Genomic DNA, 15065 nt, shown 5'->3' with positions numbered 1-15065 from the left:
CGGAGTTCACGACGACTGCTAGCGTGCGCCGGAGTCGATCGAATGTCGGACCGACCGAAGACCGGGCCAGGACGGTGTGATGGGTTCCCGCAGTACGAATCTCCGTACGAAGATCATCGCCCTGCTGGCGTCGCTTGTCGCGCTCTGGGCGTTCGCCGCCTGGGTGACCGTGCGCGACGGGTTCAACCTGCTCGGCGTGCAGGCGCTCAACGCCCGGGTCTTCGAGCCGAGCGATCCGCTGCTGCTGGAGTTGCAGAACGAACGCCGGCTCTCGCTGCGTTATCTGGGCGAGTCCGACCCCGGGCAGTTGGCGGAGTTGCAGGCCCAGCGTGGGCGCACCGACGAGGTCGCCGGCAGGCTGTGGCGGTCGGTGCGGGACTGGCGCACCACGGTCCCGGCCAGCGACGAGTTGGAGCAGCGCCTCACCGAGCTGAAGGGCGAACTCGACCAGCTCGCCGAGGTGCGGGAGGAGGTCGGCCGCAAGGCCATCGACCGGACCGCGACGCTTGCCGCGTACGACGAGGCGGTCGACGGCATCTTCGCCGTCTTCGACGCGCTCGGCGGCCTGGACGACGACCAGATCGCCCGGGACACCGCCGCGCTTATCGATCTGAACCGCTCCCGCGAGTTGCTGTCCCAACAGGACGCCCTGCTCACCGGCGCGGTCTCGGCCAACCGGCTGACCGTCGCCGAGCAGACCGCGTTCGCCCGGCTGGTCGGCGCGCAGTGGTTCCTCGCCGACCGCACCGCCCGGGAACTCGCCCCGACCGACCGGGCCCGCTACCAGCGGATGACCGAGGGCGACACCTTCGACCAGCTCCGTACGCTCCAGGACCGGGTGCTCGCGGCCAAGGGCGAGGACGTGCGCCCGCCGGTCACCGCCGCAGACTGGCGGGTCGCCGCCGACCAGGCGATGGCCGACCTGCGCGGGGTGGTCCTCGCCGGTGGTGAGGACATCGTGTCCCGGGCCACCCCGGTCGCCATCGGCGTCATCGTCCGGCTGGTGCTCGCCGCCGGTCTCGGTCTGATCGCCGTCGTCGCGTCCGTGATCGTCTCGATCACCACGGCCCGGGCGCTGGTCCGGCAGCTCGAACGGCTGCGTGAGGCGGCCCGGCGGCTGGCCGAGGAGCGGCTCCCGAGCGTGGTGGAGCGGCTGGGTCGCGGCGAGGAGGTGGACGTCGCCCGGGAGGCGCCGCCGTTGCAGTTCGGCGACGACGAGATCGGCCAGGTCGGCAAGGCCTTCAACGCGGTGCAGGAGACCGCCGTCCGCACCGCCGTGGAGCAGGCCGAGCTGCGCCGCAGCGTCCGCGACGTGTTCCTCAGCCTGGCCCGGCGTACCCAGGCGCTCGTACACCGGCAGCTCACCCTGCTCGACGCCATGGAGCGCCGCGAGCACGACGCCGCGGAGCTGGAGGATCTGTTCCGGGTCGATCACCTGGCCACCCGGATGCGGCGCAACGCGGAGAATCTGATCGTGCTCTCCGGCTCGACGCCCGGCCGGGCCTGGCGACGCAACGTGCCCATGGTCGACGTGGTGCGCGGAGCCGTCGCCGAGGTCGAGGACTACACCCGGGTGACCGTACGGCCGTTGGGCGCGGTGTCCCTCACCGGCCGCGCCGTCGGTGACGTGATCCACCTGCTGGCCGAGCTGATCGAGAACGGCCTCTCCTTCTCGCCGCCGCAGACCACCGTGGAGGTTCGCGGCCAACTCGTCGCCAACGGCTTCGCCATCGAGATCGAGGACCGTGGCCTCGGGATGAGCGGTGACGAGCTGGCCGCCGCCAACGGCCGCATCGTGGACCGGTCCGAGCTGAACCTGGCCGACGCCGCCCGACTCGGCCTGTTCGTGGTCAGCCGGCTCACCGAACGGCACGGCGTGAAGGTGCAACTGAGAGAGTCGGCGTACGGCGGGACGACGGCGGTGGTGCTGATCCCCCGCGAACTGATCACCACGGACACCGGCGAGCCCGTCGCCCTCGCGCCGTCGCCGGCCGATGAGCCGGCGGAGCCGCCGGCCGTCGCCGAGGACACCGTCGCGGTCCGGGTGGGTGAGGACACCGTCGCGGTCCGGGCGGCCGAGGACGGTGACGCCGGGACGGACACGCCGGCCGGTTCCGGCACGCCCGAGGCCGAGCCGGAACCGGCGGCGCCCCGGCTGACCCCGTCCGGGCTGCCGGCGCGTACCCGCAAACGGCAGTCGGCGGCCGTCGCGCCGACCGCGGAGCTGGCCGTGGTCGAACCCCGCGCCACCCCGGCGCCGACCGACGAGCCCCCACCCGTGACAGATGTGGGGTTGCCGGTCCGGGTACGCCAGGCCAGTCTTAACCCGGAACTGCGGCAGGATCCGTCCGGCGCGGACGACGACGGGGCGGGAGACATGGCACGCGCGCCGGAGCAGGTGCGCCAGATGATGAGCTCCTACCAGAGCGGAACCCGCCGCGGCCGCACCGACGCGGCGCGGTTGCTCGGCGGAGCGCACGGGGCCGGCGGTGGGCCGGCCGACGCAAACGAGCAGGCGACCTGACCGGGCGTCGACGCCGACGGATCCGGGACGAGAACGGCACACCAGCCGGGGAGAAGAGGACGACGAGTGGCGCAGAAGACGGCTTCGGGCGCGGATCTTGCGTGGCTGCTGGATGACCTGGTCGGCCGGGTCAAGCAGGCGGAACACGCCGTGGCGCTCTCCACCGACGGACTGCTGATGGCCTCGTCCCGTGGATTGAGCCGGGACGACGGCGAGCACCTGGCGGCGATGGCGGCGGGCATCCAGAGCCTCGCCCGTGGCGCGGGCAAGCGGTTCGGTGGTGGTCAGGTGCAGCAGACCATCATCGAGATGCAGTCCTCCTTCCTCTTCGTCACCGCGGCCGGCCGCAACGCCTGCCTCGCGGTGCTGGCGTCGGAGGACGCGGACGTGGGTTTGATCGCGTACGAGATGGCCATGCTTGTCACCCGGGTCGGCCGGTTCGTCGCCTCACCGACCCGGGAACAGCCCGCCGGCGAGAACGCGGCACGATGACCGGCCACGGGGAGCCCACGGAGCAGGAGTGGGTTGACGACCACGCGGGTCCGGTGGTTCGCCCGTACGCGGTGACCGGTGGCCGGGCCCGCCCGGTGACCGGCACGTTCGATCTGATCTCCCTGGTGAGCTCGACCCGCACCGAGGTGGGGTCGGAGACCGGGCTCGGCCCGGAGCACGTGGCGATCGTCGGCCTCTGCCAGCGGATCCAGTCCGTGGCCGAGATCGCCGCCCATCTCGACCTGCCCGTGGGCACCGTCCGGGTTCTCCTCGGAGACCTGGCGGCCCGCAGTCTGGTGCAGGTACGCGAGCCGCGCGCCACCCCCGCCGGCCTTCCCGACGAGCACGTTTTCGAGGCGGTAATCAATGGACTACGGGCGCTCTGAGCGGCCGGCGGGTGCGGCTCCGCTGCCCACCGCGATCAAGATCCTGATCGCCGGTGGCTTCGGCGTCGGCAAGACCACCATGGTCGGCGCGGTAAGCGAGACCCGCCCGCTGCGTACCGAAGAGGTGCTGACCGAGACCGGGATCGGCATCGACGACCTGTCCGGCGTGGAGGAGAAGTCGACCACCACCGTGGCGATGGACTTCGGCCGGATCACCCTCAGCGACGACCTGGTGCTCTACCTGTTCGGCACACCCGGGCAGGATCGGTTCTGGTTCGTCTGGGACGAGCTGGCGCTCGGCGCGCTCGGCGCGGTGGTGCTCGCGGACACCCGGCGGCTGGCCGACTGCTTTCCGTCGATCGACTACTTCGAGGGCCGGGGCACGCCGTTCGTGGTGGCGGTGAACTGCTTCGAGGGCGCCCGCGAGTTCCGGCTCGACGAGGTGCAGGCGGCGCTCGACCTGGACCCGGGCGTGCCTGTGGTGCTGTGCGACGCGCGGCGGCGGGAGTCGGCCAAGGAGGTGCTGATCACGCTGCTGGAGCACGCCATGAAGCTGCGCGAGGCACGCCGGAGGGCCGCCGGTGACTGAGCGTGTCCGCCGTCCCGGCAGCCTCCGGCGCGGCTCCGTGCCGCACTTCTCGGGGCGGTGCGGGCGGGCGGATCGTGAGAGCCTGTAGCGCGTGACTGAGGTGAGCGTCCGGGCGATGTCCCCGGAGGAGTTCGATCGCTGGCAGGAAGAACTCGCCGCCGGCTTCGCGCAGGAGCACGTGGCCGCCGGCAACTGGACTCCGGCGGAGGCGCTCGCCCGCGCACGGGAGGCGAACGCTGTCCTGTTGCCGCAGGGCATGGCCACACCCGGCATGCTGTTCCTGCTCGGCGTGCTGGCCGACGGCTCGCCGGTCGGGCGCCTGTGGATCGGCCTCACCCATCCACGCGGGCTCGCCGGCTGCGCCTTCCTCTACGACATCGAGGTGGCCGCCGAGCACCGGGGTCGAGGCCTGGGGCGGGCGCTGCTCGCCGCGGGGGAGCGGGCAGCCCGGGAGCAGGGCGCCCAGGCGCTCGAGCTGAACGTCTTCGGCTCCAACGAAACGGCGCGCAAGCTGTACGAGACGTCGGGCTACCGGGTGGTCACCCAGCAGATGCGCAAGGACCTGCCCGCCTAGATCCTCAGAGGCGGGTGGCGGTCCGGACCAGGGCGGCGACGGCCCGGGACCGGCTGTGCGGCGGCCAGGCGATCACCGTGGTCACCGCGGGCGCGTCCGGCACCGGCACGGCGGCCAGGTCGGGGAGCAGGAGCGTCCGGGCCGACTCGGGCAGCACCGCCGTGGCGCGACCGAGCGCGATGAGCTGGAACAACTGGGCGTGGTCGCGGACCTCGGGGCCCGGGCCGTCCGGATACGTGCCGTCCGATCGTGGCCACCGCGGCATCGGCAGGCCGGGCAGCGCCTCGACGTCTGCCGTCCGCAGGTGCGCCCGCCCGGCCAGCGGGTGCGTGGCCGGCAGGATCACCACCTGCTGCTCCGTCACCAGCTCCTCGGTGTCCAGCCCGGCCGTCGAGTCGAACGGCAGGTGCAGCAGCGCCACGTCGGCCCGCCCGTCACGCAGCAGCCGTCCCTGCTCGCCGATGCCGCACAGCAGCACGTCCACCGCGACGGCGTCGGGTTCGGCGGCGTACGCGTCGAGCAGTTTCGGCAGCAGCTCGCTTGACGCGCCGGCCTTCGCGGCCAGGACCAGGCCCGGGCCGCCGCCCGCGACGGACGCGGCCCGGCGGGTACGGCGGTCGGCGGCGGCCACCGCGTCGAGCGCGGCCCGGCCCTCCCGCAGCAGCACCGCGCCGGCCGGGGTCAGCGCCACGGTCCGGCTGTCGCGTTCCAGCAACGTCACCCCGAGCCGCCGTTCGAGCGCTCTGATCGCCCGGGACAGCGGCGGCTGGGCGATGCCGAGGCGGCGCGCGGCGCGGCCGAAGTGCAGCTCCTCGGCGACCGCGACGAAGTAGCGCAGCTCCCGCGTCTCCACCCCACCACCGTACCGCCGGACCGATACCCGCCGGGTATCGCACCCTACTCAGATGGTGTTGGAGCGCCGGCGGCGACACGGACAGGATCGAGTGCATGAGCGAACGCAGGATCGCGCTGGTGACCGGCGCGAACAAGGGAATCGGGTACGAGATCGCGGCCGGCCTGGGCGCGCTGGGCTGGCGGGTGGGCGTCGGCGCCCGGGACGAGCAGCGCCGGGAGGCCGCCGTGGCGAAGCTGCGCGTGGACGGCGTGGACGCCTTCGGCGTACCGCTTGACGTGACCGACGACGCGAGCGTGACCGCCGCCGCCCGCCTGCTGGAGGACCAGGCCGGCGGCCTCGACGTGCTGGTCAACAACGCGGCGGTGACCGGCGGCATGCCGCAGCAGCCAGGCGACGTGGACTTGGCGACAGTGCGGACGGCGGTCGAGGTCAACGTGATCGGCGTCGTCCGGGTCACCGAGGCGATGCTGCCGTTGCTGCGCCGCTCGGCGGCGCCCCGAATCGTCAACATGTCCAGCGGCGTCGGCTCCCTCACCCGGCAGAGCGCCTCCGCCGGCGAGCACCAGACCGGGCCGCTGTCCGTGGCGTACGCGCCGTCGAAGTCGATGCTCAACGCGGTGACCATCCAGTACGCCCGGGCGCTCGGCGACACGAACATTTTGGTCAACGCCGGCTGCCCGGGTTACACCGCGACCGATCTGAACGGCTTCCGCGGGGTGCGGACGCCGCAGCAGGGCGCGGCGATCGCGATCCGGCTGGCCACGCTGCCCGACGACGGGCCGACCGGCGGCTTCTTCGAGGACGCCGGCGTGGTGCCGTGGTGAGCGCCGCGGATCAGCACCACATGACCGGGTTGCCGGTGGCCACCGACGCGGCGCAGAGCCGGCGCAGCGGCTCGACGAGGTAGGCGAAGTCGTCGGCCGACCGGCTCCGCGTCCGCACCGCGAGCCGGTCGGGCGGCGGCGACCCGTGCTCGGCGACCGGCGACATCGCCACGACGGCCCGCGCCCCGCCCGCGACGAACTCCACCAGGCCGTCGGGCCGCACCCGCTGGCGGCACGCGGCGGCGCGGAACAACGTGACAGGCGGATCCGCGTCGGTGTCGACGACGAAGAAGCCGTCCGGGTCCACGCCTGCCTGGCAGCCCGGACCGAACGTGAACACCCCACGGTAGGCCTCGACGTACTGCATCAGCACCCGGCCGGTCGCGTCGTCGACGAGCGCCACCTCGTCCGGGACCGGACTCACCCGGAACGCCTCCAGCTCGGCCAGGGCGTCAGCCGCCCGCGCCGCCGGCAGGCAGCCGCCATTGCGGTCCGGCAGGTGGGCGGTAAGCGTCGGGAAGAGGTTCTCGCCGGCCGCGCGCAACGCCTGCTGGAACAGCCGAAGGCCGGCCCAGTTGGTCACGCCCTCGCTGGCCAGCTCCATGTCCAGGTGCGGGCAGGCATCCTCGGACATCCAGGTGTAGAAGGCGTTGTCGGCCACCCCGTCGTACGCGCCGGCCGGCAACAGGGCGAGGTATCCGTCCTCGTCATAGCCGACCGGGCCGACCGGGCACGGCGTGGCCAGGCCGTCCTGCCAGCACCGGCAGTAGACGAACGCGTCGAGTCCCACGCCGGCTGACCCTACCGGTGTCGGCCTGGTCGTCCGGTCACGACGGGGGCGGCGTGCCGGCGGCCGACCCGACTGACCGGGACCGCCCGTCCTCAGCGTGTGATCCGGTAGCCGTCGCCCGTGTCGATCCGGGCCAGGTCGGCCGCGGTCAGACCGCGACCGGTGAACCGCTCGACCGCGACCAGGCCCTTCTCCACCCGGTCGCCGGCCTCGGCGAAGTCGAGGCCGGCGACGGCTGTCGACACCTCCGGCGGATAGACGTCGCGCCCCCACGGCTCGGACGCGGCGAGCAGCCGGCCACCCTCGGCGAAGGAGAGCCGGGTGACGGCGTTGACGTTCCAGAACATGCTTGCCGCCCGGCCACCGACCGAGGCGGCGCACAGCACCGACGCGTCCGCTCCCCGGTAGCCGTTGTCCTCGACGACCATTACCGCGCCGTCGTCGGCCAGCACGGCGGCGACCCAGGTGTCGGCCGCCCCGCGCAGGGACAGGTCACGGCGGAGAGCGTCGACCGGCTCCGCGCGGGCCGGATCCGCGCCGAAGGCGCGCACCACCTGCTCGACCGAGGCGCCGGTGACCACGGTGACGGTCGCCGCCTGCGACACCGAACTCGACCGGATCCACCGGTACGTGTGCTCGGGCGGCCGGGTCGGCTCGGGTTCGCCGCGCAGCCGGTGCCCGAGCTGGTCGGAGCGCCGGTGCACCACCTCCGGCACGGTCGGAGCCGACCAGACGACGAGCTTGTAGCCCTCCAACCGGGCGTCGTTGTCGTCACGCCCGCGGGCGTGCACCCGGACCCGGTAGTCGCCAGGCCACGGCGGGGTGAGCCGCGACGACCTGCCGTCGCCCGGCACCCAGGACGTGTCACCGACCGCGGCGTGCCAACTGACCTCGACGACGTCCTCCCACCACGACTCCACCTCGTCCGGTGGACCGGCCAGCACGACAAGCTCCACGCGCACGTGACCCGTCGCGACGCCGGTGCGCACCGCCACGCCACCGCCGACCACGGCGACCAGCCCGTTGCCCGTGAAGTCGACCTCGTCGGGGAGCCCGTGCTCGGCGAGCCCGAACCGGTGCCCCTCGACGTGCAGGGTGCTGGTCAGGTGCCGCGGCAGCAGGTATTCCGCTCGGATCCGCTCCAGCAGCGCCGCCGCGTACGCCGGCGGCAGTGGCACCTCGCGCAGCACGAGCGCTGCAGCGCCGACGGCCAGGCCCACGACGGCGGCGGCGCGCTCCACGATCACCGGCGGGTCCGCCCGGTGCACCGCGGCACCGGCGACCGCCACGGCGAGGCCGAGATGGGCGGCGCCGTGGGCGGCGGCGATCGCCGGCTCATCGGCCCCGGCCGGCGTGCCGGCGAGCAGCGGCGCGACGGCCGGATGCGGGACCAGGGCCCGCATCGCGGCGGTCACCCGGTCGGTCAGCCCGGGGCGCAGCGCGTGCAGCACGGTCGCGGCGGACGTCGCCGCGCTGTCATTGCCGCCGGTGGTCAGCCACGCGTACTGGCCCGCCGGCGGCGGGGGCGGGTCGCCCACCAGATCCGGCGCGCCACCCCAGTCGTGGTCGGCGACTGTCGACTCGAGCGCGCCGAGCAGGCGCTCCACCGGCAGCGGACCGAGCGCGCGCAGCGCGGCCATCCAGTCCGGCTCGTCGCCGCGCGGCACGCCCGGCCAGCGGTGCGCCCTGTGCGGATCCGCCTCGGCCGGCGCGGCCAGGCGCCCCAGCAGCCGCGCCGGCGGGACGGGCACCCGGGCCGTGAACACCGGCGCCGCCGACGCGGCGAAGGCCGCAAGCGCGTCGCTCACCGCGAACGCCGACGTGTCTGCTCGCATGGGACCTCCCCGTCCGGTCTTACGACAGCGGGCACATGCTCGCATCGGCCACTGACAGTTCCGGCCGCCATGCCATCATCGGCGGTGTGGCTACCGAATCCCGGCACCTCAGCGTGCACATCGACCGTCCGGTCGCGACGGTCTACGCGTTCGCGTCCGACCCGGCCAACCTGCCCCGCTGGGCACCCGGCCTGGGCGGCTCGGTGACGCGCGAGGGCGGCGACTGGTTCGTGGAGACGCCCGAGGGCCGGGCCTGGCTGAGGTTCGCGCCGGCGAACGACTACGGGGTGCTCGACCACGAGGTGCGGACGCCGTCCGGCGAGACGGTGTACGTGCCGTTGCGCGCCATCGCCGACGGCGACGGCGCCGAGGTGGTGTTCAGCCTGCGTCGGGGCCCCGCCATGAGCGACGCGGAGTTCGAGCGGGACACCGCGCTCGTCGAGGGTGACCTGGCCCGGCTCAAGGCCGTGCTGGAGTCGGCGGAACCGGGCGGCGCAGGGGCCACCTGATCCGCGCGGCGCTGCGCGACAGGGGAGAGCGGGACGTGACCGGCTCAGCGGCGGGTAAGCGTCACGAACCGGGTCCACGCGGCCGGGGTGAAGGCGAGCACCGGCCCGGCCGGATCCTTCGAGTCGCGGACGCCGACCACGCCGGGCAGGTTGCCGGCGACCTCGACGCAGTTGCCGCCGTTGCCGCCGCTGCGGGTGCTCTTACACCACCGGGCGCCGCTCAGGTCCATGCCGCCGCAACTTCCCTCAGGAGTTCCAGGGTCCGCGCGCGGGGCAGTGCCTCGCCCCGGATGCGTTCCCACCGACGCTCCAGGGTAGCAATCTCCGAGGGCTGCTCGATGATCTGCGCCTGCGCCTGGCTGTCCACATGCGCCACCCGGGTGCCGTCGCGCAGTTCGGCGATGACGAACGGACCGTCCAGCCCGGGATAGGTCGGCGTGTCGGCGGGCACCACGTGGAGCTGCACGTTCGGCAGCTCGGCGCAGGCCGCAAGGTGGGCGACCTGGGCGGCCATCAGCGCGCGGTCGCCGGCGGCGGCGCGACGCAGCACCTGCTCGTCGAGCACCGCGACGAACAGCGGCCCGCGTTGCCGGTTGAGGATGCCCTGCCGGTCCAGCCGCGCGGCGACCAGATCGGTGACCTCGTCGGAGGTGAGCGGCTGGCCGAGGAACGTGGCGCGGGCGTACCCCTCGGTCTGCAACAGGCCCGGCACCCAGGCCAGCTCGAACGTGCGCAGGGCGACCGCCTCGCGTTCGATGTCCACCCACGGGCGGAACCACACCGGCTCGCGGCGGCGGCCCACGTCCGGCCAGAGCGCGTCCATCGGCAGGCCGAGCAGGTTCGCGACCGTCGCGCGGTGCCGGCTCTGCGGAATGTGCCCCGGGTTCGCCCAGCGGGCCACCGTCTTCGGATGCAGACCGAGCCGTTCCGCCAGAGTCTCGGCGGTGTGGCCCGAGCCGGCAAGCGCGGTGACGAAGGCATGGTTCATGCCGGTTCCTCCCCGGAGCAAAAGAAGCGTCCGAAGGAGATTACACAACGCTGTGTGATTGTGTGGCCACGGTCGGCACGGTGGAGGCATGACTGACCCGACACCGAGATCGTCGTACCCCCGGGTGGTGCTGCCGTTGCCCGCGCACCGCGCGTGCGGCCCGGCCTGGCGCTGCGACAGTTGCGGCGAGCCCTGGCCGTGCCCGACGCTGCGGGCCACGCCCACCGACGCGGCCCGGCGCGCGACGCTGATCCCCGAGTTCTCCCGGATCACCCGCCAGGCCATCCGCGACCTGCGCGGGCAGCCCGGCGGACCGGACCCGATCGCGATCGTGCGGCGCTTCCTGTGGTTCATGCCGCTCACCGACGCGGAGGCGCGCGCCGTAGCCCTCCGCCTCCGCTGACCGCCCGCACGTTAGGAGGGGGGCCATGTTTACACACGGGTGGTTAAAAGGGCCCCCACCGAACCCCCAAGCCGCCGCTCGCGGGAATCCGGCGCAGGACGGACGGGCGGATGCCGCCGTGCCGGTAGTAGTCCGCCTCACCGGGAGTGTCGATGCGGACCACGGCGTCGAACTCCACGCCGGTGTCGGTGGTGACCTTGACCGTGCGCGGGGTGTCGCCGTCGTTGAGCGCGGTGACACCGCTGATCGAGAACGTCTCGGTGCCGGTCAGGCCCAGCGACTCCGCGGTGGTGTCCACCGGGAACTGGAGCGGCAGGACGCCCATGCCGATCAGGTTCGAGCGGTGGATCCGCTCGTACGACTCGGCGATGACGGCCTTCACGCCCAGCAGCATGGTGCCCTTGGCCGCCCAGTCCCGCGACGAACCCGAGCCGTACTCCTTGCCGGCCAGGATGACAAGCGGAACACCCGCCTCCTGGTACGCCATCGAGGCGTCGTAGATCGACGACTGCTCGCCGGTCAGGTGGTTGACCGTGAAGCCGCCCTCGACACCCGGGACGAGCTGGTTGCGCAGCCGGATGTTGGCGAACGTGCCCCGGATCATCACCTCGTGGTTGCCCCGGCGGGAGCCGTACGAGTTGAACTCGTGCCGGGCCACGCCGTGCTCGGCCAGGTAGGTGCCGGCGGGGGAGTCCGCCTTGATCGAGCCGGCCGGGGAGATGTGGTCGGTGGTCACCGAGTCGCCGAGCTTGGCCAGGACCCGCGCGTCGGCGATGTCCCGCACCGGGGTCGGCTGCTGCTGCATGCCCTCGAAGTACGGGGGCTTGCGCACGTACGTCGAGTCGCCGGCCCAGGAGAACGTGTCTCCGGTCGGGGTGGGTAGCGACTGCCAGCGCTCGTCGCCGGCGAACACGTCGGCGTACGCGGCGCTGAAGCCGGTGGCGCCGATCGCGGAGGCGATGACGTCCTGGATCTCGGCGGTGTTCGGCCAGATCTCCCGCAGGAACACCGGGTTGCCCTGCGCGTCCTCGCCGATCGGCTCGTTGGCCAGGTCGATGTCCATGGTGCCGGCGAGCGCGTACGCGACCACGAGCGGCGGGGACGCCAGGTAGTTCATCTTGACGTCCGGGTTGATCCGGCCCTCGAAGTTGCGGTTGCCGGAGAGCACCGAGACGACGGCCAGGTCGCCCTCGTTGACGGCGGCGGAGACCTCCTCCGGCAGCGGGCCGGAGTTGCCGATGCAGGTGGTGCAGCCGTAGCCGACCAGGTTGAAGCCGAGCTTCTCCAGGTAGGGCGTGAGGCCGGCGCGGTCGTAGTAGTCCATGACGACCTTCGAGCCCGGCGCGAGCGTGGTCTTCACCCACGGCTTGCGGTTGAGGCCCTTCTCCACCGCGTTGCGGGCCAGCAGCGCCGCGCCGATCATCACCTGCGGGTTCGAGGTGTTGGTGCAGGAGGTGATCGCGGCGATCACCACGGCGCCGTGGTCCAGCTCGTACTCGACGCCGTCGGCGCCGCTCACGCGTACCGGGTTGCTGGCCCGGCCGCCCGCGCCCACGGCGGCGGTCTCCAGGTCGCGCGGCGCGTCCGCCGGGTCGTTGACGCCGTTGGCCGGGGCGTCGCTGGCCGGGAAGGACTCGGCGCTCGCCTCGTCCGCCGGGCCGTCGGTGCCGAACGGCTTCTGCTGCTGCGGCACGCCCGGCTTGCGGCCCGGGTCGCCGCCGGTCTCGTCGGCGGCCACGTAGTCGGTGAGCGCGGAGCGGAACAGCGTCTTGGCGCTGCCGAGCGGCACCCGGTCCTGCGGGCGCTTCGGGCCGGCCAGGGACGGTTCGATGGTGCCGAGGTCCAGCTCCAGGCGCTCGGAGTAGTCCGGCTCGTGGTCCGGGTCGTGCCAGAGGCCCTGCTCCTTGGCGTACGCCTCGACGAGCGCCACCTGCTGCGGGTCGCGCCCGGTCAGCTCCAGGTAGCGGATGGTTTCACCGTCGATCGGGAAGATCGCCACGGTGGAGCCGTACTCCGGCGACATGTTGCCGATGGTGGCACGGTTCGCGAGCGGCACGGCGCTCACGCCCGGGCCGTAGAACTCGACGAACTTGCCGACCACGCCGTGCTTGCGCAGCATCTCGGTGATGGTCAGCACCAGGTCGGTGGCGGTGGTGCCGGCCGGCATCTCACCGGAGAGCTTGAAGCCGACGACCCGGGGGATCAGCATGCTGACCGGCTGGCCGAGCATCGCGGCCTCGGCCTCGATGCCGCCGACGCCCCAGCCCAGCACGCCCAGGCCGTTGACCATGGTGGTGTGCGAGTCGGTGCCGACGACGGTGTCCGGGTACGCCTGGCCGTTGCGCTCCATGATCGTACGGGCCAGGTACTCGATGTTGACCTGGTGCACGATGCCGGTGCCCGGCGGGACGACCTTGAACTCGTTGAACGCGCTCTGGCCCCAGCGCAGGAACTGGTAGCGCTCCTTGTTGCGCTCGTACTCCAGCTCGACGTTGCGCTCGAAGGCGTCCTCGCGGCCGAACAGGTCGGCGATGACCGAGTGGTCGATGACCAGCTCGGCCGGCGCGAGCGGGTTGACCTTGGTGGCGTCGCCGCCGAGGTCGCGCACGGCCTCGCGCATGGTCGCCAGGTCGACGACGCAGGGCACGCCGGTGAAGTCCTGCATCAGCACCCGGGCGGGGGTGAACTGGATCTCCACGCTCGGGTCGGCGGTGGGGTCCCAGCCGCCGAGCTGCGAGATGTGGTCGGCGGTGATGTTCGCGCCGTCCTCCGTCCGCAGCAGGTTCTCCAGCAGGACCTTGAGGCTGTAGGGCAGCCGTTCGTGGCCCTCCACCTTGCCGATCCTGAAAATCTCGTAGCTCGCGTCTCCGACGCGTAGCTGGGTCTTCGCACCGAAGGTGTCGAGGCTCGCCACGTCGTACTCCTTCACACCAGCGACCGTGAGTAGTCCTGAGCAGTTTGTCGCACCGGCGGGGGCGCCGCCGTGCTTAGGCGACACTTACCTGCGTCGGCATCTACAAAACCGTACGTCCGTCTTGCTATTCGCGCAACCTCGTGCCACGCTGCGGGACGAGGAGGTGCCACCATGATCCACCACGTCCTGCTCGCCTGCCCGCGCGGCTCCGAGGACCTCTCCCGCTCCTTCTACGTCGGTCTGCTCGGCCTCACCGAGAAACCCAAACCCCCGGCCCTCGCCGCCCGCGGCGGTTGCTGGTTCACCGGGTACGACGTCGAGCTGCACCTCGGCGTCGAGGACGACTTCCGTCCCGCCCGCAAGGCCCACCCGGCGCTGCTCCGCACCGACCTGGACGACCTGGCCGCCCGGCTCGACGCCGCCGGCCACGCCGTCACCTGGGGCGACGACGAGATCCCCGGCATGCGGCGGTTCCACACGCACGACCCGCACGGCAACCGGCTGGAGTTCCTGGCACCCGCGCGTTGAGTTCTGCGCGGGTAGGGTCGGTGCGTGGTCGACGTGCAGCACTGGCTCTCCGCGCTACCCCCGGAAGTGATCTACCTGATCGTCGCCGGGGTGATCGGCGTCGAGAGCATGGGCGTTCCGCTGCCCGGCGAGATCGTGCTGGTCAGCTCCGCACTGCTCGCCGCCACCGGGGTGGTCCAGCCCGAGTGGGTGGCCGCCGCCGCCGCGACCGGCGCGATCGTCGGCGACTCCATCGGGTACGCCGTGGGCCGCCGGGGCGGCCGGCCGCTGCTGGAACGGCTGGGCCGACGCTTCCCCAAGCACCTCGGCCCGGCGCACCTCGCCCGCGCCGAACAGAGCTTCGCCCGCCACGGCGTGTGGGCGGTCTTCTTCGGGCGGTTCGTCGCACTGCTGCGTATCCTCGCCGGCCCGCTCGCCGGGGCGCTGCACGTGCCGTACCGCAGGTTCCTGGTGGCGAACGCGGCCGGCGGCCTGGTCTGGGCGTTCGGCACGACCTACCTGCTGTTCTACGTCGGGCGGGCCGCCGAGCACTGGCTCAAGGACATCTCCTGGGCCGGGCTGGTGCTCGCCGTGCTCGCCGGCCTGGTCAGCACATGGTGGCTGCGCCGCCGGGCGAAGCGGCTGCCCCCGGTCGAGGAGCCCGACAAGGCCGAGCCGGTCGGCGTCACCGAGCGCTGACAAAGGGCCCGACCCCGTGATGGGGTCGGGCCCTTTCGCCGTTGCTGCTCCCTTGCTCTGCAGCCACGGCCGCAGCGGTGGTGTCAGGTGGTGCTGTAGCCGCGGGTGGCGATCCAGTTGGCGAGGTTGTCGATGGTGATGTGGTAGGAGGCGGTGTTGGGGTTGGCGCTGTCGG

At 72.9% G+C, this 15065-nt stretch carries 16 protein-coding genes and 1 pseudogene; 10 read left to right on the top strand and 7 right to left on the bottom strand.

Annotated elements, in window-relative coordinates:
• Positions 1-79 precede the first annotated feature (79 nt).
• From SM450_RS28000 to SM450_RS27980, 5 genes are all read left to right on the top strand, one after another.
• Entirely contained in the window at positions 80-2524 is a 2445-nt protein-coding gene (locus SM450_RS28000) for a sensor histidine kinase (RefSeq protein WP_474622779.1), read from the top strand.
• A 66-nt stretch (positions 2525-2590) separates the two neighbouring features.
• Positions 2591-3016 carry a roadblock/LC7 domain-containing protein gene (locus SM450_RS27995; protein ID WP_281587627.1) on the top strand — a complete coding sequence of 142 codons (426 nt, stop codon included), beginning with the start codon at positions 2591-2593 and terminating at the stop codon, positions 3014-3016.
• Positions 3013-3402: a DUF742 domain-containing protein gene (locus SM450_RS27990; protein ID WP_474622778.1), complete on the top strand. Its 390-nt coding sequence runs from the start codon at positions 3013-3015 to the stop codon at positions 3400-3402. The genes SM450_RS27995 and SM450_RS27990 overlap by 4 nt, the downstream gene beginning before the upstream one ends.
• A complete protein-coding gene (locus SM450_RS27985) occupies positions 3383-3991 on the top strand; it encodes a GTP-binding protein (RefSeq protein WP_282283479.1) in 609 nt (202 codons plus the stop codon). Before SM450_RS27990 ends, SM450_RS27985 begins: the two co-directional genes overlap by 20 nt.
• Before the next feature lie 91 nt (positions 3992-4082).
• On the top strand, positions 4083-4565 hold the full coding sequence (locus SM450_RS27980; protein ID WP_474622777.1) for a GNAT family N-acetyltransferase: 483 nt from the start codon (positions 4083-4085) through the stop codon (positions 4563-4565).
• A gap of 4 nt (positions 4566-4569) precedes the next feature.
• Here the strand turns inward: SM450_RS27980 and SM450_RS27975 are convergent, their stop codons facing one another.
• Positions 4570-5418, bottom strand: coding sequence for a LysR family transcriptional regulator (locus SM450_RS27975; protein WP_474622776.1), 849 nt, complete (start codon positions 5416-5418; stop codon positions 4570-4572).
• A gap of 95 nt (positions 5419-5513) precedes the next feature.
• Between SM450_RS27975 and SM450_RS27970 the strand changes: the two genes are divergently transcribed.
• Positions 5514-6245 carry an SDR family oxidoreductase gene (locus tag SM450_RS27970; protein ID WP_474622775.1) on the top strand — a complete coding sequence of 244 codons (732 nt, stop codon included), beginning with the start codon at positions 5514-5516 and terminating at the stop codon, positions 6243-6245.
• A 10-nt stretch (positions 6246-6255) separates the two neighbouring features.
• Here the strand turns inward: SM450_RS27970 and SM450_RS27965 are convergent, their stop codons facing one another.
• Both SM450_RS27965 and SM450_RS27960 read right to left on the bottom strand, forming a co-directional pair.
• Entirely contained in the window at positions 6256-7035 is a 780-nt protein-coding gene (locus SM450_RS27965) for a hypothetical protein (RefSeq protein ID WP_474622774.1), read from the bottom strand.
• A gap of 92 nt (positions 7036-7127) precedes the next feature.
• Positions 7128-8870 carry a DUF6461 domain-containing protein gene (locus tag SM450_RS27960; protein WP_474622773.1) on the bottom strand — a complete coding sequence of 581 codons (1743 nt, stop codon included), beginning with the start codon at positions 8868-8870 and terminating at the stop codon, positions 7128-7130.
• Between the two features lie 86 nt (positions 8871-8956).
• Here SM450_RS27960 and SM450_RS27955 point away from each other — a divergent pair, with 86 nt between their 5' ends.
• The gene (locus SM450_RS27955; protein WP_474622772.1) at positions 8957-9379 is read left to right on the top strand and encodes an SRPBCC family protein; all 423 of its coding nucleotides are present in this window, start codon (positions 8957-8959) and stop codon (positions 9377-9379) included.
• Positions 9380-9423: 44 nt separating this feature from the next.
• On the opposite strand, the gene SM450_RS27950 is transcribed toward SM450_RS27955, so the two are convergent.
• Both SM450_RS27950 and SM450_RS27945 read right to left on the bottom strand, forming a co-directional pair.
• Positions 9424-9609 (bottom strand): DUF397 domain-containing protein, encoded by a 186-nt coding sequence (locus tag SM450_RS27950; RefSeq protein ID WP_474622771.1) that lies wholly within the window; start codon positions 9607-9609, stop codon positions 9424-9426.
• Positions 9600-10367, bottom strand: a complete 768-nt coding sequence (locus SM450_RS27945; RefSeq protein WP_474622770.1) for a DUF5753 domain-containing protein — start codon at positions 10365-10367, stop codon at positions 9600-9602. Before SM450_RS27945 ends, SM450_RS27950 begins: the two co-directional genes overlap by 10 nt.
• Before the next feature lie 88 nt (positions 10368-10455).
• On the opposite strand from SM450_RS27945, the gene SM450_RS27940 reads away from it, so the two are divergent.
• Positions 10456-10770 carry a hypothetical protein gene (locus tag SM450_RS27940; RefSeq protein ID WP_474622769.1) on the top strand — a complete coding sequence of 105 codons (315 nt, stop codon included), beginning with the start codon at positions 10456-10458 and terminating at the stop codon, positions 10768-10770.
• A 43-nt stretch (positions 10771-10813) separates the two neighbouring features.
• Here SM450_RS27940 and SM450_RS27935 read toward each other — a convergent pair whose 3' ends face one another.
• On the bottom strand, positions 10814-13699 hold the full coding sequence (locus SM450_RS27935) for an aconitate hydratase (protein WP_474622768.1): 2886 nt from the start codon (positions 13697-13699) through the stop codon (positions 10814-10816).
• 156 nt (positions 13700-13855) lie between these two features.
• Between SM450_RS27935 and SM450_RS27930 the strand changes: the two genes are divergently transcribed.
• Complete coding sequence (locus SM450_RS27930) at positions 13856-14212, top strand: VOC family protein (RefSeq protein ID WP_474622767.1); 357 nt, start codon at positions 13856-13858, stop codon at positions 14210-14212.
• 24 nt (positions 14213-14236) lie between these two features.
• Entirely contained in the window at positions 14237-14890 is a 654-nt protein-coding gene (locus SM450_RS27925; protein WP_474622766.1) for a DedA family protein, read from the top strand.
• 83 nt (positions 14891-14973) lie between these two features.
• Here SM450_RS27925 and SM450_RS27920 read toward each other — a convergent pair.
• A pseudogene (locus tag SM450_RS27920) lies at positions 14974-15065 on the bottom strand (C39 family peptidase); the annotation flags it as partial.

Source organism: Micromonospora marincola, assembly GCF_056150385.1.
Note: the sequence above shows the minus strand (reverse complement) of the source record. Positions and strands in the feature narration are given on the sequence as shown.